Here is an 18,874-nt window from a genome sequence, read left to right as displayed (position 1 = left end):
TTGATGTTTCTGCTGGGAACCCTGTGGCTCATCAACAACGCTACGCACTGGTCAGGCAAGGTGGAAGGCTTCTGGTGGTATGCCTTCGGCGTCGCCGGCGCATTGATGGCGCTGAGTTTCGCGATGCAGCGTCCGTCGAAAACAACGAAAAACAACGAGGCAAGACTGACGGAAGGACCGATGTTCGGCGCGCTGATGGAGATGCTGCAGCGCCCCTACATCGTCCCGGTCATCCTGTTCGTGCTGATCTTCAAGCTCGGCGACAGCTCCATGGGTTTCATGGTCAAACCATTCTGGGTGGATGCCGGCTTCACGGCGACCCAGATCGGGCTGGTGTCGGTCAATCTCGGGCTGATCCTGTCGATCACGGGCGGCATCGTCGGCGGCTGGTTCACCGACCGCGTGGGCATATTCAAAGCGCTGTGGATACTTGGACTGTTTCAGGCGCTGTCCAACCTCGGTTACGTCTGGGCCGCTTCCACTCTGCCGCTCGCGAGCAGCGGCGCACCGATGCTGCCGGATTACAAGATCATTCTCTATGGCGCGAGCGCCTTTGAATCCTTCACCGGCGGGCTCGGCACCGCGGCGTTTCTCGCCTTCCTGATGGCGATCGTGAACAAGCAGCATTCGGCGACCGAATACGCGATCCTGTCCTCGGTGTTCGCGCTGTCGCGCCAGCTCGCCGGCTATGCCTCCGGTTTCGGCGCGCACTACATGGGCTACGCGCACTATTTCCTGCTGACATTTTTTCTTTCATTCCCGGCCTATGTGTTTCTGCCGTGGGTGAAAAAGATGCTGGGCTATGCGGAACAGCAGAAGGGCTGGGGGCAGGGATAAAAGCCTGAGCGAAGATTATAAGGCGGAATCAATCCTCGTCGCCGGCTTCGATCAGTTCGTCCAGACCGCCATCTATGTGCAATTCGGTCAGCTCCGTGTAACCGCCGATGCACTTGCCGTCGATCACAATCTGCGGCACCGTGCGTGCGCCGTTGGTGACCTGCGCGAACTCGCGCAGCTTGCTCTTGTCGACGTCCACGCGCACCTCGTCGAACGGGATGTTCCACTTCTGCAGCAGTTGCTTGGCCTTGGTGCAATAAGGGCATGCGCCGGTGCTGTAAACCTTCACTCGCGCCATACTATTTTTTCAGTTCACTAATGATCATGGGTTGTCATTATCCCGGAGTGGCGGGAAAAATCGAGGATGATCGCAGTGTTAAGTGTCGAATCGCCTTCGGCGTTTGAGCAGCCGCTGGCTGCCTGAAGGGCGCGGGCCAGGGACGGCCCGCGCTCAAGAAACCCGCCCGCGGTGCGGGGAACCGCAAGTAGCTTTTTCACCATCGCCGCAGGCGATTCGACTAAAGTTTATAATCGTAATCAATGATCAACGGCGCATGATCGGAGAACCGCTTGATCTTATATATATGCTCCTTCTCCACCTTCTTTGCGATGCCCGGCGTCGCGATCTGGTAATCGATGCGCCAGCCTACGTTCTTGGCATATGCCTGACCGCGATTCGACCACCAGGTATATTGATCGGGCTTGTCATTGAGCGTGCGGAACACATCCACCCAGCCGAGCTCGTCGAACACCTGTGTCAGCCAGGCACGCTCTTCCGGCAGGAAGCCGGAATTCTTCTGGTTCGATTTCCAATTTTTTAAATCGATTTCCTTGTGCGCGATGTTCCAGTCACCGCAAAGAATATATTCGCGCCCGTCGTGGCGAAGTATCTTGAGCACCGGGAAGAAATACTCCATGAAGCGGAACTTGGATTCCTGGCGGTGCGGGCCCGCCGAACCCGAGGGCAGGTAAAGGGAAATGACACTGAGCTTGCCGAAGTCGGCCTGCAGATAGCGCCCTTCGTCGTCGTGTTCCTTGGAACCGAAACCGACGCGCAGCCTGTCTGGCTCGCGGCGGCTGTAGAGCGCCACACCGGCGTAGCCCTTCTTTTCGGCGCAGTTGAAAAAACCGTGAAAACCCTTGGGCGCGAGCATCTGGTCGGTCAGGTCGGCCTGCTGCGCCTTGACCTCCTGCAGGCACACGACATCCGCGCTCTGGCGCGCCAACCACTCGAACAGACCTTTCTTGGCCGCGGAACGGATGCCGTTGACGTTGAGCGTGATGACGCGCATGGGTTTTTATCATATCCGACTTTCCACGCCGTGACGCGCCGATTAGAATCCCCGCTATGAAAGACTACCAGCGCGAGTTCCTCGATTTCGCCATCGAGTGCCAGGCGCTGCGCTTCGGCGAATTCACCCTCAAATCCGGGCGGGTCAGCCCGTATTTTTTCAACAGCGGATTGTTCAATACGGGTCATAAATTGGCGCGGCTGGGGCAGTTCTACGCCCGCGCCATCGCCGACAGCGGCATCGCCTTCGACATGGTTTACGGGCCCGCCTACAAGGGTGTGCCGCTGGCCTGCGCCACGGCCATGGCGATCGGCGACCGCGACGTGCCGTACGCCTTCAACCGCAAGGAAGTGAAGAAATACGGCGAGGGCGGGATCGTCGTCGGCCACCCGCTGCAGGGAAAGGTGCTGATCGTGGACGACGTCATCTCCGCCGGCACCTCGATCCGGGAGTCAGTGCAGATCATCAGGACCGCCGGCGCCACACCGGTCGCCGTGGCCATCGCCCTCAATCGCCAGGAACGCGGCGAAGGCACGACATCCGCGGTACAGGAAGTGGAAACAACGCTGGGGCTGCGCGTGATCAGTATTGTCGCACTCGAGACACTGCTGGATTATCTGGACGGGAAGGACGGCGCGCGCCGTTATCTCGATGCCATTAACTCCTACCGCCGCACCTACGGAACCTGAGACGGCCCGGGCCCGGCTATTTTTCCTTTTCGTGCCGGTCTTTTTCCAGCGACTCGCGCCGCTCATGGTAGCGCGTGATCTGCGTCTGCTTGGACATGCGGATGGAACCGTCATGCGTCGCGCCGCGCGCGATGGCCACCACCGGGCTCGTGATCTTGCCGCGCACGAAAGCGGTGTGCGCCAGCTCCAGCTTGGTCGTGGCGTGAATGTCGCCTTCCACGTGGCCCGCGATCACGATCGACGAGGCGTGGATGTTTCCTTTCCAGCGGCCACCTTCGCCCAGCACCAGCGTCCCTTCGATCTCGCACTCGCCATGCACCTCGCCGTAGACGATATGGTTGTCCTTGCCCTGAATCGTGCCCATGTACACGGACTGCGGCCCGAGCATGCCGGTAAAGTCACCCACGTGGTCGAGGGTGCGGCGGCGCTGTTTTCTGCCGAATTTCCTCAGGAGCTCTTCAATCTTCAAGCCTGGATTTCCCATTCTGGTTTCTTGCCTCGCTGCAACGGGCCCTTCCCAATACTAGCAGGCGCCGCGACCGGTGCAGTCAAACGACAAGTTTGAGCCCCACCAGCACCGTGACGATTTCAAAGGCGCGCTTGATCCAGAGATTGCCCTTGACGATGGACCAGTGCGCGCCGAGATAACCTCCGGCGAGTGAGCCCAGCAACAGCGCCGGCAGCCACGACCAGCGGATCTCGCCGAGGAGGCCGAGCGTGATCGCGCCGGCGCCGTTCCAGAACAGCCCCACCAGCACCAGCGTGTAAGCCACCGCGCGGCGATAGTCGAGACCGAACCAGCGCACCAGCCACAGGGTGCAGAACAGCCCGGTACCGGAGGTGAGCGAACCATTGAGCACGCCGACCACGAACAATCCCGCACCGCCCAGGACAAAACCGCGCCGCGTGCGGTGAACCGGCACATACTCCAGACCCAGCTGCTTGTGGAGAAACGAATAGACGCCGATCCCGACCGTAAGAATGCCGAGCGCGACCCGCGCGATCGCGTCCGGTATATCGAGAATGTAGGCAGCGCCCAGCACCACGCCGGGAAGTCCCGCGGCCAGGATAAAGAGCGAAAATTCCCACTCGAGGGATTTCTCGCGCAGATGCCGCAGAGTCGCCCCCACGCCGAGCGCGACACTCGCGACCTTGTGAGTGGCGAGCGCCACACCGAAGGGAAGACCAAGGAAGATCAGCGCGGGAAACTGCAGCAGGCCCGCACCGCCGCCGGCGAACGCGGAGAACACGTTCGCCACCAGTGACACCAGCAACAGCACCATCTGCTCGGTCCAGTTCACCGGCGTGGACGGCGGAGGTCCCGGGGGATCATGGCCGGGAATTATGGCACAAATCACCGGAGCGCCACGGCCGAACGCCGTCCTTCGGCGACTCCCTGCCGCACGGCGGCCGCGGTTGACACACCAACAAAACGGAGCCTATCTTCAAAGAGTGATATTAAGGAGTCGTCATCTCATGTTGCGAAAAAACCTCATCTGCCTGCTGGCCCTGGGTTTTCTCCTGCCTGCCATAGGCACCCACGCCGCCGACAAGGGCCCAACCATCAAGAAATGCAAGGATGCCGTCGGCCAGTGGCACTACGGCGACACCGCCGCCCAAGAATGCGCCAAATCCAAGATCACGGTGATGACCGATGCGGGCACGACAAAGAAAGTGATCGCCGCGCCGCCGACCGAACAGGAGCTCAAGGAACGCGAAGCGCGCAAGGAAGTCGAAGAGGCGGAACAGCAGAGATCGGTGGATCAGGCTAAAAAAGACGTGCTGCTCCTGTCCACCTACGGCGGGGAGGACGACATCACTTATATCCGCGATCGCAAGATCGCGCAGATCGAAACCTCGATCAAGGCGAGCGAGGAAACGCTGAAAAACCTGCGTGCGGCGCTCGCCCGTATGGAGGCGCAGGCCGCGGACGAAGGCAAGGGAGGCAAGGCGGCGGATCCATCCACCGTGAAAAACATCGAACAAACCAAGAAACAGATCGCGCGGCATGAGGACGTGGTCGCGGAGAAGCGCAAGGAACAGGAAGCATTGCGCAAACAATACGCCGACGAAATGGAACGCTACCGCGAAATCAAGAAAAACCAGGCTATCAAGGCACCCGCGACCGCGAAAAACCGTGAAGCACCGACACTGAAATAATTTCCGATTCAAAAACTGCGCGCTCTGTCAGGCTTCGTTTACTTCGCCCTCGACTCCGGCGCTACCCAACGCCGCCCCTCCTCCGTCAGCTCCTGTTTCCAGAACGGCGCGCGCGTTTTCAGTTCATCGATCACATAACGGCACGCGGCAAACGCCGCCTCGCGGCGCGCCGCCCACACCGCCACGCACACGATCGGGTCGTTGGGGCGCAGCTCGCCGTAACGGTGAATCAGGAGCAGATCGTCTATCGTCCAGCGCTCCGCCGCCTCGCGGGCCACACGCTCGAGATGCTTCTCGGTCATGGGCGCGTAATGCTCAAGGGTCATGGCCTGCACTGCGTTACCCTGATTGAAATCGCGCAGCGTGCCGACGAACACGGTCGTGGCGCCGAACTTTCCGGCCAAGTCCGGCTGCTCCGATTGGTAGCGCACGATCTCCTGCCAGGGATCGAATGCCGCGGCCAGCAAACGTACGGTCATAAAGCACCACCGGTCACGGGCGGGAAGAAGGCCACCTCATCGCCGTCACGTACCGGCTGGTCGGGCCGGGCGAATTCCATGTTCACCGCCGCCAGCAGGTTATCGGGCAAGGCAGTTCGCGCGCTCTGCTTCCAGACATCGGCAACATTATTAATGTCCGCGCTATCGATAATCTCCTGTGCCTTGCCCAAACGCTCACGCACGCTGGCGAAAAACCTGACCGTAATACTCATGAATTAAATCCCCTGCATTTAATAAGGTAGACGACAGGGTAATCTGCGATAGAATACTCGCCCTCCTGAGGGTTCGCAGCAAGCCTGTCTCACTCACATCCGGCCTTGCTACGAACGATCCCCGTTTTCCAGGGGTCAACGTATCGCCTCCGCAAATAAGTGAAACTTATGAGCGGCACCAGTAATTCTAATTAGTTTTGGAGTCGGTGACGCTATACAGTTCCGCGGCTCAGGTGCAGCGACATCGTCATTTCAGATTTTTTCGCCATAAAGGGGAAAAGGATCTCTATGTCTAAACTGGTCAATCCACACGGCGGCGGGTCGCTCAAACCCCTGCTCCTCCAAGGCACGGCGCTCACCGAAGAAAAGAAACGCGCCCAAAACTTTCCTAAGGTTCGTATCGCCTCGCGTGAGTCTGGCGATCTCATCATGCTCGGCATCGGCGGCTTCACTCCGCTCGACGGGTTCATGACCAAGGCCGACTGGCAGGGCGTGTGCGACGGAATGAAAATGGCCAACGGCCTGTTCTGGCCGATCCCGATCACCCTCTCCACCGACAAGGCCACCGGCGACGGCATCAAGACCGGCTCCGAAGTGGCGCTGGTGGACGGCGAGTCGGGCGAGATCATGGCCACGATGAAGGTCACCGAAAAGTACACCATAGATAAGGCACACGAGTGCATGATGGTGTACAAGACAGCCGACCTGGAACACCCCGGCGTCAAAATGGTGATGGAACAGGGCGAGGTCAATCTCGCCGGCCCGGTAAAGGTTCTTTCGCAGGGCGGCTTCCCCGAGAAGTACGGCGACGAGTTCCTCACCCCGGCCCAGACCCGCGAGATGTTCAAGAAAAATGGCTGGTCCACAGTCGCCGCGTTCCAGACCCGCAACCCGATGCACCGCTCCCACGAATACCTCGCCAAAATCGCGGTCGAAACCTGCGACGGCGTGCTCATCCACTCCCTGCTCGGCAAGCTCAAGCCCGGCGACATCCCCGCCGATGTACGTTCCAAAGCCATCGGCACCCTGATCGAGAAATACTTCGTCAAGAACACCGTCATCCAGGCCGGCTATCCGCTCGACATGCGTTACGCCGGTCCGCGCGAAGCGCTGCTGCACGCGCTGTTCCGCCAGAACTACGGCTGCTCGCACCTGATCGTCGGCCGCGACCACGCCGGCGTTGGCAGCTACTACGGCCCGTTCGACGCGCATCACATCTTCGACGAGATTCCGAAGGACGCGCTCGAGACCAAGCCGCTCAAGATCGACTGGACCTTCTGGTGCTATAAGTGCGGCGGCATGGCGTCGGCCCGCACCTGCCCGCACGACGAGAAAGATCGTCTGCTGCTGTCGGGCACCAAGCTGCGCAAGATGTTGTCCGAGGGCGGCGACGTCCCGGCCGAGTTCTCGCGCGCCGAGGTGCTGACGGTGCTGCGCGCCTACTACGCCAGCCTGACCGAGAAGGTCGAAGTCAAGCTTTCCGGGCATTCGGCCCGATAAGATTTTTTAACTGTGTTCAACCGTTTTTAATTGCAACCTAAGATAAGTGGAGAGCCACCATGCCAACATTTGTACGTACCGATAAATGCGATGGCTGCAAGGGTCAGGACAAGACCGCTTGCATGTACATCTGTCCCCACGACCTGATGAAGCTCGACAAGGACGGTTCCGAAACCGGCCATGCGATGAAGGCCTGGAACCAGGAACCCGAGCAGTGCTGGGAATGCTATTCCTGCGTGAAGATCTGCCCGCAACAGGCCATTGAGTGCCGTCACTATGCCGACATCGTCCCCCTCGGCGGTTCCGTACAGCCGCTGCGTGGCACCGACTCGATCATGTGGACCATCAAGTTCCGCAACGGCACCATCAAGCGCTTCAAGTTCCCGATCCGCACCACGCCGGAAGGCTCGATCAAGCCGTACGAGAACAAGCCCAAGGCGGACATGGCCAAGATCGACCAGTCCGGTTTCTTCACGGCGAACAGCATCCACACGACGGATCGTAGCCAGTTGCTGAGCGGCTAACTATTTCAACAACCACCGGCGAATCTGCCGCGAGGGGCCGCGTGCCCCGGCAGGTCGCCGTCACAGAAGGTGAACAATCATGGCAGAAGGTACTTTTGGTAATCCGCAGGTAATCGAGGAAGAAGTCGACATCCTCATCATCGGCGGCGGTATGGCGGCCTGTGGCGCGGCGTTCGAAATCATGCGCTGGAACGAGAGCGCCGGTCTCAAGGTCAAACTGGTCGACAAGGCCGCCATGGACCGCTCCGGCGCCGTGGCGATGGGCCTGTCCGCGATCAACACCTACGTGGGTGAGAACGATCCGGCCGACTACGTGCGCTACGTGCGTAACGACCTGATGGGCATCATCCGCGAAGACCTGGTGTACGACGTCGGCCGTCACGTGGACGACTCGGTGCACCATTTCGAGGAATGGGGCCTGCCGATCTGGAAGCAGCCCGGTGACGAAAGCAAAAAGCTCACCGAGGGCGGCAAGCCGGTGCGTTCCGGCAAGTGGCAGATCATGATCAACGGCGAGTCCTACAAGTGGATCGTCGCCGAGGCCGCGAAGAAGGCGCTGGGGATGGAAAACATCCGCGAGCGCGTGTTCATCGTGCGCCTGGTCAACGACAAGAACGATCCGAACCGCGTCGCCGGCGCCGCCGGTTTCTCGGTGCGCGACAACACCCTCTACATCTACAAGTTCAAGGCCTGCTTGCTGGTGTGCGGCGGGGCGGTAAACGTGTTCCGCCCGCGCTCCATCGGTGAAGGCGGCGGCCGCGCCTGGTACCCGGTGTGGAATGCCGGTTCGACCTACGCGATGGCGGCCGAATGCGGCGCTGAAATGACCATGATGGAAAACCGCTTCGTGCCGGCCCGCTTCAAGGACGGTTACGGTCCGGTGGGCGCATGGTTCCTGCTGTTCAAGGCCAAGGTCATGAACGGCATGGGCGAGGACTACAACGCCCTCCACGGCCATATCATCAAAGACGAGAAACGCTTCGGCAAATACGGCCAGGGCGTACCAGGCACCTGCCTGCGCAACCACATCATGCTCGAAGAGATGCGCGCCGGCCGCGGCCCGATCATCATGGACACCCCGACGGCGCTCGCCAATCTGGCGAAGAACATGACGCCCAAGGAAGTGCAGCACCTGCTGGCGGAAGCCTGGGAAGACTTCCTCGACATGACCATCAGCCAGTGCGGCATCTGGGCCGGCGAGAACATCGAGCCGGACAAGAAGCCGTCCGAACTCATGCCGACCGAGCCGTACCTGCTGGGTTCGCATTCTGGCTGCGCCGGCATCTGGGTCTCGGGCCCAACCGACGTCGGCGCACCAAAGGAGTGGAGCTGGGGCTATCGCTCCATGACGACCGTCAAGGGTCTGTTCACCGCCGGCGACGGCGTGGGCGCCTCCGGTCACAAGTTCTCCTCCGGTTCGCATGCCGAAGGCCGCCTCGCCGCCAAGGGCATGGTCAAGTTCGTGCTGGACAACAAGAACTGGAAGCCCGAGATGGAGCACACGGTGGCGGAGCTGGTCGAAGAGATCTACCGTCCGGTAAAAACCTTCCTCGAGCACAAGAACTACACCACGGCGATCGACATCAACCCGCACTACATCACACCCAAGATGCTGCAGTTCCGTCTGCAGAAGATCATGGACGAGTACTGCGCGGGCGTGTCGACCTACTATCAGACCAACGCCAAGATGCTCGAGATATGCGAAGCCAAGCTCGAGATGCTGAAGGAAGACTCCCTCAAGATGCGCGCCAAGGACCTGCATGAGCTGCTGCGCGCCTGGGAGAACTACCACCGCATCCTCACCGCCGAAGCGCACATGAAGCACATCCAGTTCCGTGAAGAGACTCGTTACCCGGGCTTCTACTACCGCGCGGACTACAACTTTATCGATGACACAAACTGGAAGGTGTTCGTGAACTCGACGTACGACCGCAACACTCACAAGTGGGCGCTGAAGAAAGTCCCGTACGTGCAGCTGGTCAAGTAATCGAGCCGTAACGCTGTCAATGAGGGGTCCGGGGCAACCCGGACCCCTTTTGTTTTAAGGTGTAAGATTGCCGGCCCGGTACCCGCCGGCCGTATTCAGAGGTGATGCCATGAGCCAGAACTTCAACGATCCGAACATCAAGGACCCGCGTCCGTCGAGCCCGGTCGTGCCGGTGAAGCTCGGCTTGGACGACAAAATCCAGTTCCGCTGCCGCAAGGGCATCGCCTGCTTCAACAAGTGCTGCGAGAACATCAACATCATGCTCACGCCCTACGACATCCTGCGGCTCAAGAACCGCCTGGGCGTGACGTCACAGGAATTTCTCGACAAGCACGCCGTCGTTTTCGAGATGGATGGCCACGGCATTCCGGGCATCCGCATGATGACCAAACCCGGCAGCGCCGCCTGCCAGTTCCTGACGCCCGAAGGCTGCGGCGTGTACGAAGACCGCCCCACCGCCTGCCGCTATTACGCCCTCGGCGCCACCACCATGCGCTCCAAGGACTCTTCCCAGCCGGAAGATTTCTATTTTGTGGTGAAGGAAGAGCACTGTCTCGGCCACGACGAGCCGCGCACGCTGACCGTGCGTGAATACCGCCAAGAGCAAGGCGTCGAACAATACGACGAGCTGACCAAAGAATGGCGCGACATCATTTTAAAGAAGCGTTCCAGCGGCCCGACCGTCGGCGCGCCGTCGCAGAGGAGCATGGACCTCTTCTATCTCGCGAGCTACGACCTCGACAACTTCCGCGTGTTCGTCGCCAGCCCCTTCTTCCACGACGTCTACGACATCGAACCGGCGTATTTCCAGAAGCTGCTGTCCGACGAGGTGGAGCTCCTGAAATTCGCGTCGCGTTATCTCAAGCAGGTGCTGTTCGGCGAAAAAACCATCCCCGAGAAGCCCGATGCCGTCGAGAAGCGCATGAAGCGCCGCGAGGAGATCAACGCGAAACAGCGGGAACAGATGAAACAGGACATGGAGAAGGAAATCGACTCGCCGCGTGAGTAGTTTTCCCGCTCGTCCTGAGCCTGTCGAAGGACGAAACGTGAAGTCAAAAGTGGCCCATTGGGCGGCTTTTTTTGAAAATATAAATGGGGCCTGAGCCCGATTAATCAAAAAAAAAGACCCCGCCTCTCGGCGGGGTCTTCGTTTCAAACGCTGCTTTCGCAGTGCTTGACGTTAAGCCAGCTGAACGTTCGCCGCCGACGGACCTTTCGGGCCCTGCTCCAGCTCGAATTTCACCTGCTGTCCCTCGGTCAGGCTCTTGAAGCCCGAACCTTGGACGGCGGAGTGATGCACGAAGACATCCTTGCTGCCGTCAGACGGGGTGATGAAGCCGAAGCCCTTGGCGTCGTTGAACCACTTTACTGTACCTGTAATCATGAAAATACCTCTGTTTGGTTGAATTGCGATGTTTTGCAGTTCATTCCTGAAAGCGAACGCGGGAGTAACTGCCGAAGAAACTGGGAGGAACTACCGAACTAACTGCAAGAAGTGCGCTGCAACCCGGGCACTATACAGGAGTGGGGGTGAATAGCTACAACTATCTTGAAGGCCGCCCGTGAGGCGGCTTTCAACTTTAAAAGCTTGATGGCGGGTGATTCCTCCTGCAACGTTACTGTCATTCCTGCAGAAGCGGGGTGGGGCGGTGGCGAGATGCGGCATAGACTGAACGCCTGGAAAGTCGCCTAATTCAGTTCGCAAGGTGTCAGGAAACGTACGATCAAAAATGAGCAGCGCCTTGGAATTGTACGATTCGCGCGTGAGCCAGATCACCTTTGTGAATGGCTGCGCGGTGATTCATTTTTCCCACGCCTATATCCACAAATCGAAAGGAGCGCCCGGAAGGGAACCGGGTACGGGCTGGAGCCAGGAAGCGGAGCTGATCATGGAAGACGCCATGCTTGCGGACCCGCTTCCACCGCTGCCGAACACGATAGCGGAGGGATTTTTAGAGGTGGGCGGCGTGAAGCACGAGCTGATTCCGATTCCGTTTAAACGCAAGGTCGCGGCCAGACTTCATCTGACGTTTACCGACGGAACTGGGATTGAAATCGTCGGCCAGAAGCCGATTCTGGAGTTGCTGGGCAAAGCAATCTATCTTGAAGACTTTTCCTGAGCTCTGACAAACGCTCACAGCCGACGCGCAACCATTGATGTAATGCCCCTGATAAATCCCACGAGCCGATTAGGTGTATGTAATGTGTTATCGAGTTTTTCATCATCCCGCTAACCGCCGATCAGGATTGACGAGCCGCCAATCGGAGCGAGTGGAAACCATCGTCGAGAATTTGTTACTAATACACCGCTTCATTAATTCAGGAAGCAATTAAGATAATCCAACAAAGGAGGTCATCATGATGAAGAAACACTTACTCACTGCATTGGCACTGATGGCGGTATCGGGTCTCGCATGGGCCGGTTCCGGCAAGGTATCGTTTGAGGACCTGGATACGAACCATGACGGCCAAATCAGCCAGGATGAGGCGAAGAAAGCACCCGAGATCGCCAAGAAGTTCGTTCAGGCCGATACCAACCATGACGGCAAGCTCGATGCGGCGGAGTTTGCCGCGTTGGAAGCCTCGCCAATGGAAACCATGCCAAAGGAAACCAAGTAACGAGGTTATGTCCCCCATGCGGGGATCTGCACCCCATTCCCCGCGTCGCGGGGAATGGGTTCTTTCCTGCCCCCCCCCACCCTTAAAAGCGGCGTTTGTGACAGTCTGGGGATACCGCGCACGCCCCACGAGCTTGATCTTTGTATTGGCTTCCGCTATTTCATATTTAATGTGTTGAGGGTTTCGCAACACAGCACGCCAAAGGCCGCTGACCGGCGTGGACAATGTGGGGAAGCATGTCTTTTTCCGCGATACATTATTCATGTTTGGCCGTCGCGCTGACGCTCGTCTCGACTTCCGCCCTGGGCGACGATTCGGACGTTACAGTACCCATGTATGACAAGGGAAGAGCAACCTATTACGTAAATGCTCAGATCGCCGACCTCGGCCCCAGCGAGTTCATGGTCGATACCGGCTCAGGCTACATGACCATCAACGAACAAACGCTGAACGCCCTGCAGGAACGCAAGCAGGTGCAGTACGTGAAAGAATTGCGCGCCATCCTGGCCAATGGGACCGAGCTCGTGATCCCGGTCTACACGATCGACGAGTTGCGCATCGGCACCTGCACCCTCCGCAACGTCGAGGCGGCCGTGTTCCCGGCCCGCACGCGCCAGATTCTGGGTCTCTCGGCCCTCAACAAGGCCGCGCCGTTCACCTTCTCCGTCGACCCGCCCGAGCTGGTGCTGAGCAACTGTACCCAGAAGGCTGATGCGCCTTTGGTACAGCCCGCCCTGGCCGAGACAGTCGAACCCAAAGGACCTTCGGGAAACGGTGGCGCCACCCCGCTTCGCCCGTAGTAGCACGCTCCAATTCATTTGTTTTCAAACCCGGCATAAAGCCAAAAGCCGCCTATCAGGCGGCTTTCTTATTTCCGGTCGGTTATCACCTTCGCAACCATTGACCCAAAGACGGGTCATAAAGCCCACTAGCTAATTCAATAAGGGGAGGAGCCTCCAATGCGTATGAACTTATCCCGATTCATGGCGGCGCTGGCCGGACTGCTGCTGGGCGTAGCGTTGGCGGCAACGGCGGCCGAGCCGATGACAAAAGCACAAGCAACGGCCACGGCGGTCTTCGCCGGCGGCTGCTTCTGGTGCATGGTGCATCCGTTCGATGAACTCCCGGGCGTGGTGTCGGTCACCTCGGGCTATACGGGCGGACAGAAAGTGAACCCGACCTACCAGGAGGTCTCGGCGGGCGACACCGGGCACGTCGAGGCAGTGCAGATCGTCTTCGATCCGAAGCAGATCGGTTACGAAAAACTGCTGGAGGTGTTCTGGCGCAACGTCGATCCGCTCGACAAGGGCGGGCAATTCTGCGACCGCGGCAGCACGTACCAATCCGCGATCTTCTATCAGCACGAAGAACAAAAGCGGCTCGCGGAGCAGTCAAAGGCGGCGGTCGAGAAGAAGCTCGGGAAGACGGTCGTGACCGCGATCCGCCCGGCCGCGACGTTCTACGCGGCCGAGGACTATCATCAGGATTACTACAAGAAGAATCCGCTGCGCTACAAGTACTACCGCTACGGCTGCGGGCGTGATCAGCGCCTCGAGGAACTCTGGGGCAGGAAGGTCTAGAAGAATTCGAACGGCATCGGTGCTTCCGCCGTCAACTCGTGACGTACCTCGTGAGTTGGCGGTTGAGTTCCTCTTTTTCCTCGAGCAGCACCAGCAGCAGGTCGCGCAGCGAAATGATGCCGACGAAGGCATCGCCGTCGAACACCAGCAGATGCCGGCACTGGTGCTGCTTCATGAGTTCGATGCAGCGCTCGCCGAGCTCCGCCGGTGTCACCCGCACGAACTCCGGGCGCATCATTTCCCTGATTTTGACCGTCGTCGGATCCCGGCGTTTCTGCGCCATGTCGCGTATCAGATCGCGTTCGGTGAAGAGTCCGATGACGCGGGATGCGCGCGTCACGACCACCGAGCCGATGTGTTTCTCGGACATGAGCACGGCGGCCTCGTGCGCGGTCCGGTTCTCGTCCAGCAGCACTACGTGGCGTTCGATTTTCCCGGTAATGGCGGCCATGGTTACACCTCCCATTGAACAATGCCGACAGGTGATACGGGCTGCGCGCCGCGGTCAATTTTCCTGGCTGACGGCGCTCCGGATTCGGTCCGCATTACGCTACGCTTCTTGCAGGGCACATACAAATGGCGCAGACACGCCATGAGAAAACCGTAAATTGCCCGGACCGCGAAGCTTGGCAGGCAAGGCGGCAACGGCAGGATTTCCCAGGATTGGCGCATAAAATACCGTGGTCCGGGTCAGCTCGGACCCCAATTAATTTTTGAGCCGTCGATTGTCCATTAAGGAAGCCACGATTAAGTAAGTCATTCCGTTCGCCCTGAGCTTGTCGAAGGGTGAACGGCAAACGCTGTCATCACAGGATCTTTCTCCGTTCGTGGTTCGACAGGCTCACCACGAACGGACTTAGACAGAGCTTCCCTAACTTAGCGTCTACATGAAATCGAAATCGAGGAACTGCAAACCCATTCCTTCATCCGTCACGCGCACGACCCGGGCGGAAATCGTGGAGAGTTTCTCGCCCCATAACGCCCCAGACATCCGCAGCGATACAATGCGCCCCACGGGCAAACATTTCCCCTTGTCCAGCAGAATGAACGCGCCGTGCTTGTTGATGTCCCTGGTGACAAGCACTACCTTGCCGAGATGGGGCGGGTCGAGAATTTCAACGGAAAGCGATACTTTCAGACGTTCGTTAATACGCTTGTCCAAGCGGTCCTCTTATTTTTCTTTTTACGGTTGTTGTTATGATGCTTCATGTATTTCTACATGTTGTAAGAGGATATCCAGTAATAACCTTGTCCCGGTGCGGAGAATTAAAGGGGCGTGCATTACTATCCTGAGGCACGCGCCGCGAATTTCGACGACCGCCGGACGGCGAGCAACGCGGCGAGCGGCTCGGGTTTGTGAATACCGAAACCCTGGACGTAATCGATACCGAGCTTCTCCAGCTCGGCGGCAATCTCCTCGCTTTCAACGAATTCGGCGATGGTGCTGATCCCCATGACGTGTCCGATCCGGTTGATCGCGTCGACGATGGAGCGGCTGAGCGGGTCCGCGAGGATGTTTTTGACGAAGTGGCCGTCGATCTTGATATAGTTCACCTCGAGGTTGCTGAGATATCCGAATGAACTCAGGCCGCTGCCGAAATCGTCCAGGGAAAACTGGCACCCCAATTGACGCAGCTGGTGCATGAACCGTGACGCCGCCGCGAGATTGGTGATGGCAGCGGTCTCCGTAATCTCAAAACACAGGCTGGTCGGCGCAATGCCCGTCTCCTCGAGCAATCGCCGGATAGTGGTCAGGACCTCGTCATTGCCCAGCGACTGGCCGGAGAGATTGATCGCCAACGCGATGTCATCTCCACGCCCGCGCGTGCGGCGCGACGCCAGCATTTGCAACGCGTGCCGGATGACCCACTGGTCGATGGATGGCATCAGGTTGTAACGCTCCGCGGCCGGGATGAACGCCATCGGCGGCACCAACTGCCCGTCCGGGTCGCGCAGGCGGACCAGTACCTCGTAGTGGGGCGCGAGCGGTTTGTTCACCATCGGCCGGATGAGTTGGCCGTGCAATTCGAACCGATTCTCTTCCAAGGCCTGCTGGATGCGCGACACCCATTGCATCTCGCCATAGCGTTGCGCCAGCTCCTTGTCGTGCTGCTGGTAGATCTGCAACCGGTTGCGGCCTGAATCCTTGGCCACGTAGCAGGCGGCATCGGCGTTTTTCATTACCTCTTCCATGCTGACGCACTCCGCCGTGATCGGCACCAGGCCGATGCTGATGCTGGTATCGAACGGCTTGCCCTGCCACACGAAGCGGTGCTTCCTGACCTTCAGACGCATGGCCTCGGCGTGCTCCGCCGCCGTGTTCAGGTCACAACCCTCCAGCAATACGCCAAACTCATCGCCGCCCAGGCGCGCCAGCATGTCGGAGTCGCGGATCTCGCGTTCCAGCAGCGTGGCCACTTGTTTGAGCAGCTCGTCACCGGCCACGTGACCGCAGGTATCGTTGACGACCTTGAACTGGTCCATATCGATATAACACAGCGCGTGATGTTTCCCTTCCACCACCGCGGTCTCGATGGCGCGTTGCAGGCGCGCTTCGAAGGCGCGCCGATTGTACCGGCCCGTCAACGGATCATGATAGGTCAGATGCAGCAACTCCTTGTTCTTCTCCTCCAGCGTCGCGGCCGCCGACAGCAAGCGGTCCTTGTAATCGTTGAGCGCCCGGCGGACGTTTTCCAGTTCCCGGATATGCACCGGTCCATGAAGGTCTTCCGGAATGGCATCGACGCTGCCCGCGTGGATACCGCGCAGGTATCCGGCCAGGCGTGTGAGCGGCCGCGCGACGGAAAATAAAAGCAGCAGTGCCAGCAGGGCCAACAGGCCGACGGTATAACCGAGGTACTGGATGAAACCCTTGCGCACCAGCCGCGAAAACGCATCGATCTCCGGGGACGGCGATACCTTGAGCACCGCTGCATTCACGCCATCGGCCAGCGGTGTCACCGCGGCATCCGGCAGACGCCAGTCGACATGCTGGAAGGATACGTGCCCCAGCACATCGGAACTGTCCAGCGCCTTGTCCACGTTCATGCGCACGCCCACGTAACCCAGCAACGCCGATCGCATCGACGCGGGAGCCTTGACGGGATGAAAATAAACGATGTACACGGCCGATCCCTTTCTCAGGAGCGCCGGCCGCTGGATGGCGTCGGAATACACCGCCGCCGACAAAGTCGCATCGGGGGTAAGCGGCTTGCCGTTCGGTGTGTACAAGTCGACGGCGTCGATCAGGCCGCGGTAACGGGCCACGTCCTTGACGCGCGTCTCCTTCCAATAGTTGTAGTAAGTCGCGTCCCTGAACAAAGCCAGGGACTCGTCCCATCCCGCCAGGTATTCAGCAACGTCGGTCAGATCCTTCCCGAGATGCTCCACCTCGCGCTGCAACTCCTCATGGGCGTGTTTCGTCGTCTGCAGCTGCGCCTGATGCTGAATGACGTTGGCCTGCTGCACCGACAGGTAGGCGCTGATGCCGGCCGGCACCATCGCTACCATCATGAACAGAATGAGGTACCACGAGATCGGCAGATAGTTCTTTTTGAGTCGGCGAAGGGGCATGACAATCCGCTTATTTTCCATTAACCGGCGCGGCGATCTGGGCGAGTATGGCCTCGAGCCGGTCGCTCAAATCGAACTCATGGACGGAGGAAAAGAAATGATTCGCGCCTTCGATGACGATGACTTGCGCGGCATGACGGCGTAATTCCTGTACCCATTCGTCGTCGATCCGGTTGTCCTTGCTGCCGATCACCGCGTAAACCGGCAACTTCCGTTCCTGCAGCCGCGCCAGGGAATCGATGACGCGTTTGTCGTCCCAACGGGCATAGGACAGATAACTCCGGGGCGTGGCCACGAACGTCTTGCAAAAGCTCAGGGCGTACGGTTGCAGGGAGGTGTCGTGGCGTGCCGCCCGGGACTCCGCCTTGGCGACTTGTCTGGCCTGAATGGCCGCCGCTAGTTCGGTTCGCACCAGGCTGATGGCAATCACCGCCGAGACCGGAGCCTTGGGGTAGGCCTCCACGTAACCCAGGCCGTGCTGGCTGCCCCAACTGTGTCCGACGATGATGACCTGCGAGTAGCCCTGGCTCCGCAGCCACTTGACCCAGAAATCGATCTCGCGCAGGTCGTCATCAAAGCTGTGGTTGTGCGGCGCCTGGCACTGCATGCTTTGCCGCCGGTCGGAAATCCCCAGGGAAAAATTGGGGCCGACGATCGTGTAGCCAAGCATGGACAAGTTGTTGATGATGTTCTGGGTCGTCTGAAAATCGTTCGTCTGCAGAAACCCGTGCAGCACCAGGATCGCCGGGCGCCGGGCATCGCCACGGTGATGCTCTGCGGTCAGGTATTTACCGTCGGGCGCTTGCAGCCTCAGGGTATCGGCGTACCCCACGGTGTTGGCACTGAACAGCATAAGAATGACCAAGGCGACCAGCGCCGGCCGCCTCTGCCGTACCCACGGAAAGGAGTTTGTCGTCCACATAAGCAACCCCCTTGAAAATAGAGTCGATTTCGAGGTGTTCCCTAAAAAACGAGCAAGATATATGCCACGACCTCCTAATTACGCGGGCGGTGCCGGGAATCAATCGATAAAATAAGGCAATGGAGCCCCCGAAGCAGCGGGTTCGACAGCCCGAAACCGCGAATAACAAGGTGGAAAAGACAGTGCAGGCCATAAAATTGGATGAAAGTTATGATACCGAGAAGAATTAAAGGGTTCAGGGCCATTCATCCCGCTCGACGCGCTTACCTGATTGTTCTGCCGCCGATCGCGGCACTTGGCCGCGGTCATGGCGCTGCTTGTCGTGTACCGGAGGCGGCGGAGCCGTTTACAGTAGAATCGACGCACATGCCATTCGCTCTCTCCGCTATTGCCGTTCCGCCGTGGCTACCCGTGGCATCGGGCCTGCTGGTCGGGCTGGTGTTCTCGCCGGTGGGCGCGGCCGCGGGCATTCTCGGGAT

General features: G+C 59.3%; 21 protein-coding genes and 1 pseudogene. 11 read left to right on the top strand and 11 right to left on the bottom strand.

All coding sequences use genetic code 11. The features are described from left to right. Positions 1–837: pseudogene (locus tag ACC569_RS09685) on the top strand (MFS transporter); the annotation flags it as partial. Positions 838–865: 28 nt separating this feature from the next. Here the strand turns inward: ACC569_RS09685 and ACC569_RS09680 are convergent. Together ACC569_RS09680 and ACC569_RS09675 are read right to left on the bottom strand one after the other, a co-directional pair. Then, a complete protein-coding gene (locus tag ACC569_RS09680; RefSeq protein ID WP_372523313.1) occupies positions 866–1,135 on the bottom strand; it encodes a glutaredoxin domain-containing protein in 270 nt (89 codons plus the stop codon). 220 nt (positions 1,136–1,355) lie between these two features. Further along, the gene (locus tag ACC569_RS09675) at positions 1,356–2,129 is read right to left on the bottom strand and encodes an exodeoxyribonuclease III (protein ID WP_372523312.1); all 774 of its coding nucleotides are present in this window, start codon (positions 2,127–2,129) and stop codon (positions 1,356–1,358) included. A 56-nt stretch (positions 2,130–2,185) separates the two neighbouring features. Here ACC569_RS09675 and pyrE point away from each other — a divergent pair, with 56 nt between their 5' ends. Next, a complete protein-coding gene (gene pyrE, locus ACC569_RS09670) occupies positions 2,186–2,818 on the top strand; it encodes an orotate phosphoribosyltransferase (protein ID WP_372523311.1) in 633 nt (210 codons plus the stop codon). Positions 2,819–2,834: 16 nt separating this feature from the next. On the opposite strand, the gene ACC569_RS09665 is transcribed toward pyrE, so the two are convergent. Then, positions 2,835–3,287 carry a polymer-forming cytoskeletal protein gene (locus ACC569_RS09665; protein ID WP_372523310.1) on the bottom strand — a complete coding sequence of 151 codons (453 nt, stop codon included), beginning with the start codon at positions 3,285–3,287 and terminating at the stop codon, positions 2,835–2,837. 79 nt (positions 3,288–3,366) lie between these two features. Next, positions 3,367–4,119, bottom strand: a complete 753-nt coding sequence (locus ACC569_RS09660; RefSeq protein ID WP_372523314.1) for a sulfite exporter TauE/SafE family protein — start codon at positions 4,117–4,119, stop codon at positions 3,367–3,369. A 175-nt stretch (positions 4,120–4,294) separates the two neighbouring features. On the opposite strand from ACC569_RS09660, the gene ACC569_RS09655 reads away from it, so the two are divergent. After that, positions 4,295–4,978, top strand: a complete 684-nt coding sequence (locus ACC569_RS09655; RefSeq protein ID WP_372523309.1) for a hypothetical protein — start codon at positions 4,295–4,297, stop codon at positions 4,976–4,978. 38 nt (positions 4,979–5,016) lie between these two features. Here ACC569_RS09655 and ACC569_RS09650 read toward each other — a convergent pair whose 3' ends face one another. Both ACC569_RS09650 and ACC569_RS09645 read right to left on the bottom strand, forming a co-directional pair. Then, positions 5,017–5,457: a molybdenum cofactor biosynthesis protein MoaE gene (locus ACC569_RS09650; RefSeq protein ID WP_372523308.1), complete on the bottom strand. Its 441-nt coding sequence runs from the start codon at positions 5,455–5,457 to the stop codon at positions 5,017–5,019. Then, the gene (locus ACC569_RS09645; protein ID WP_372523307.1) at positions 5,454–5,690 is read right to left on the bottom strand and encodes a MoaD/ThiS family protein; all 237 of its coding nucleotides are present in this window, start codon (positions 5,688–5,690) and stop codon (positions 5,454–5,456) included. The genes ACC569_RS09650 and ACC569_RS09645 overlap by 4 nt, the downstream gene beginning before the upstream one ends. A gap of 288 nt (positions 5,691–5,978) precedes the next feature. Between ACC569_RS09645 and sat the strand changes: the two genes are divergently transcribed. From sat to ACC569_RS09625, 4 genes are all read left to right on the top strand, one after another. After that, complete coding sequence (sat, locus tag ACC569_RS09640; RefSeq protein WP_372523306.1) at positions 5,979–7,190, top strand: sulfate adenylyltransferase; 1,212 nt, start codon at positions 5,979–5,981, stop codon at positions 7,188–7,190. Positions 7,191–7,249: 59 nt separating this feature from the next. Continuing rightward, complete coding sequence (gene aprB, locus ACC569_RS09635; protein ID WP_372523305.1) at positions 7,250–7,714, top strand: adenylyl-sulfate reductase subunit beta; 465 nt, start codon at positions 7,250–7,252, stop codon at positions 7,712–7,714. Positions 7,715–7,793: 79 nt separating this feature from the next. Continuing rightward, positions 7,794–9,701, top strand: coding sequence for an adenylyl-sulfate reductase subunit alpha (aprA, locus tag ACC569_RS09630; RefSeq protein WP_372523304.1), 1,908 nt, complete (start codon positions 7,794–7,796; stop codon positions 9,699–9,701). Positions 9,702–9,810: 109 nt separating this feature from the next. Continuing rightward, complete coding sequence (locus tag ACC569_RS09625; RefSeq protein ID WP_372523303.1) at positions 9,811–10,710, top strand: YkgJ family cysteine cluster protein; 900 nt, start codon at positions 9,811–9,813, stop codon at positions 10,708–10,710. A 171-nt stretch (positions 10,711–10,881) separates the two neighbouring features. On the opposite strand, the gene ACC569_RS09620 is transcribed toward ACC569_RS09625, so the two are convergent. Continuing rightward, a complete protein-coding gene (locus ACC569_RS09620; RefSeq protein ID WP_372523302.1) occupies positions 10,882–11,085 on the bottom strand; it encodes a cold-shock protein in 204 nt (67 codons plus the stop codon). Positions 11,086–11,464: 379 nt separating this feature from the next. Here ACC569_RS09620 and ACC569_RS09615 point away from each other — a divergent pair, with 379 nt between their 5' ends. The 4 genes from ACC569_RS09615 (at position 11,465) to msrA (ending at position 13,900) form a co-directional block, all read left to right on the top strand. Then, entirely contained in the window at positions 11,465–11,821 is a 357-nt protein-coding gene (locus tag ACC569_RS09615; protein ID WP_372523301.1) for a hypothetical protein, read from the top strand. A gap of 238 nt (positions 11,822–12,059) precedes the next feature. Further along, on the top strand, positions 12,060–12,320 hold the full coding sequence (locus tag ACC569_RS09610) for a hypothetical protein (RefSeq protein WP_372523300.1): 261 nt from the start codon (positions 12,060–12,062) through the stop codon (positions 12,318–12,320). 266 nt (positions 12,321–12,586) lie between these two features. Next, a complete protein-coding gene (locus ACC569_RS09605) occupies positions 12,587–13,120 on the top strand; it encodes a TIGR02281 family clan AA aspartic protease (RefSeq protein ID WP_372523299.1) in 534 nt (177 codons plus the stop codon). 159 nt (positions 13,121–13,279) lie between these two features. Further along, on the top strand, positions 13,280–13,900 hold the full coding sequence (gene msrA, locus ACC569_RS09600) for a peptide-methionine (S)-S-oxide reductase MsrA (protein WP_372523298.1): 621 nt from the start codon (positions 13,280–13,282) through the stop codon (positions 13,898–13,900). Between the two features lie 31 nt (positions 13,901–13,931). Here the strand turns inward: msrA and ACC569_RS09595 are convergent, their stop codons facing one another. From ACC569_RS09595 to ACC569_RS09580, 4 genes are all read right to left on the bottom strand, one after another. Beyond that, positions 13,932–14,351 (bottom strand): CBS domain-containing protein, encoded by a 420-nt coding sequence (locus ACC569_RS09595; protein WP_372523297.1) that lies wholly within the window; start codon positions 14,349–14,351, stop codon positions 13,932–13,934. A 432-nt stretch (positions 14,352–14,783) separates the two neighbouring features. Next, the gene (locus ACC569_RS09590) at positions 14,784–15,062 is read right to left on the bottom strand and encodes a PilZ domain-containing protein (RefSeq protein WP_372523296.1); all 279 of its coding nucleotides are present in this window, start codon (positions 15,060–15,062) and stop codon (positions 14,784–14,786) included. Between the two features lie 122 nt (positions 15,063–15,184). Beyond that, on the bottom strand, positions 15,185–17,473 hold the full coding sequence (locus ACC569_RS09585; protein ID WP_372523295.1) for a putative bifunctional diguanylate cyclase/phosphodiesterase: 2,289 nt from the start codon (positions 17,471–17,473) through the stop codon (positions 15,185–15,187). A gap of 10 nt (positions 17,474–17,483) precedes the next feature. Continuing rightward, complete coding sequence (locus tag ACC569_RS09580; protein WP_372523294.1) at positions 17,484–18,395, bottom strand: alpha/beta hydrolase; 912 nt, start codon at positions 18,393–18,395, stop codon at positions 17,484–17,486. Between the last annotated feature and the right edge of the window lie 479 nt (positions 18,396–18,874).

The organism is Sulfuricaulis sp. (assembly GCF_041499725.1).
In the GTDB taxonomy this organism is placed as follows: Bacteria; Pseudomonadota; Gammaproteobacteria; order Acidiferrobacterales; family Sulfurifustaceae; genus Sulfuricaulis.
The sequence above is the reverse complement of the archived record's forward strand: the minus strand, read 5'-3'. Positions and strand labels throughout refer to the sequence as shown.

Bases quoted from the DNA above. Each gene is read 5' to 3' on its own strand.
- ACC569_RS09680 (WP_372523313.1), bottom strand. From the start codon at position 1,135: ATGGCGCGAGTGAAGGTTTACAGCACCGGCGCATGCCCTTATTGCACC.
- ACC569_RS09675 (WP_372523312.1), bottom strand. From the start codon at position 2,129: ATGCGCGTCATCACGCTCAACGTCAACGGCATCCGTTCCGCGGCCAAG.
- pyrE (WP_372523311.1), top strand. From the start codon at position 2,186: ATGAAAGACTACCAGCGCGAGTTCCTCGATTTCGCCATCGAGTGCCAG.
- ACC569_RS09655 (WP_372523309.1), top strand. From the start codon at position 4,295: ATGTTGCGAAAAAACCTCATCTGCCTGCTGGCCCTGGGTTTTCTCCTG.
- ACC569_RS09650 (WP_372523308.1), bottom strand. From the start codon at position 5,457: ATGACCGTACGTTTGCTGGCCGCGGCATTCGATCCCTGGCAGGAGATC.
- ACC569_RS09645 (WP_372523307.1), bottom strand. From the start codon at position 5,690: ATGAGTATTACGGTCAGGTTTTTCGCCAGCGTGCGTGAGCGTTTGGGC.
- sat (WP_372523306.1), top strand. From the start codon at position 5,979: ATGTCTAAACTGGTCAATCCACACGGCGGCGGGTCGCTCAAACCCCTG.
- aprB (WP_372523305.1), top strand. From the start codon at position 7,250: ATGCCAACATTTGTACGTACCGATAAATGCGATGGCTGCAAGGGTCAG.
- aprA (WP_372523304.1), top strand. From the start codon at position 7,794: ATGGCAGAAGGTACTTTTGGTAATCCGCAGGTAATCGAGGAAGAAGTC.
- ACC569_RS09625 (WP_372523303.1), top strand. From the start codon at position 9,811: ATGAGCCAGAACTTCAACGATCCGAACATCAAGGACCCGCGTCCGTCG.
- ACC569_RS09620 (WP_372523302.1), bottom strand. From the start codon at position 11,085: ATGATTACAGGTACAGTAAAGTGGTTCAACGACGCCAAGGGCTTCGGC.
- ACC569_RS09610 (WP_372523300.1), top strand. From the start codon at position 12,060: ATGATGAAGAAACACTTACTCACTGCATTGGCACTGATGGCGGTATCG.
- msrA (WP_372523298.1), top strand. From the start codon at position 13,280: ATGCGTATGAACTTATCCCGATTCATGGCGGCGCTGGCCGGACTGCTG.
- ACC569_RS09595 (WP_372523297.1), bottom strand. From the start codon at position 14,351: ATGGCCGCCATTACCGGGAAAATCGAACGCCACGTAGTGCTGCTGGAC.
- ACC569_RS09585 (WP_372523295.1), bottom strand. From the start codon at position 17,473: ATGCCCCTTCGCCGACTCAAAAAGAACTATCTGCCGATCTCGTGGTAC.
- ACC569_RS09580 (WP_372523294.1), bottom strand. From the start codon at position 18,395: ATGTGGACGACAAACTCCTTTCCGTGGGTACGGCAGAGGCGGCCGGCG.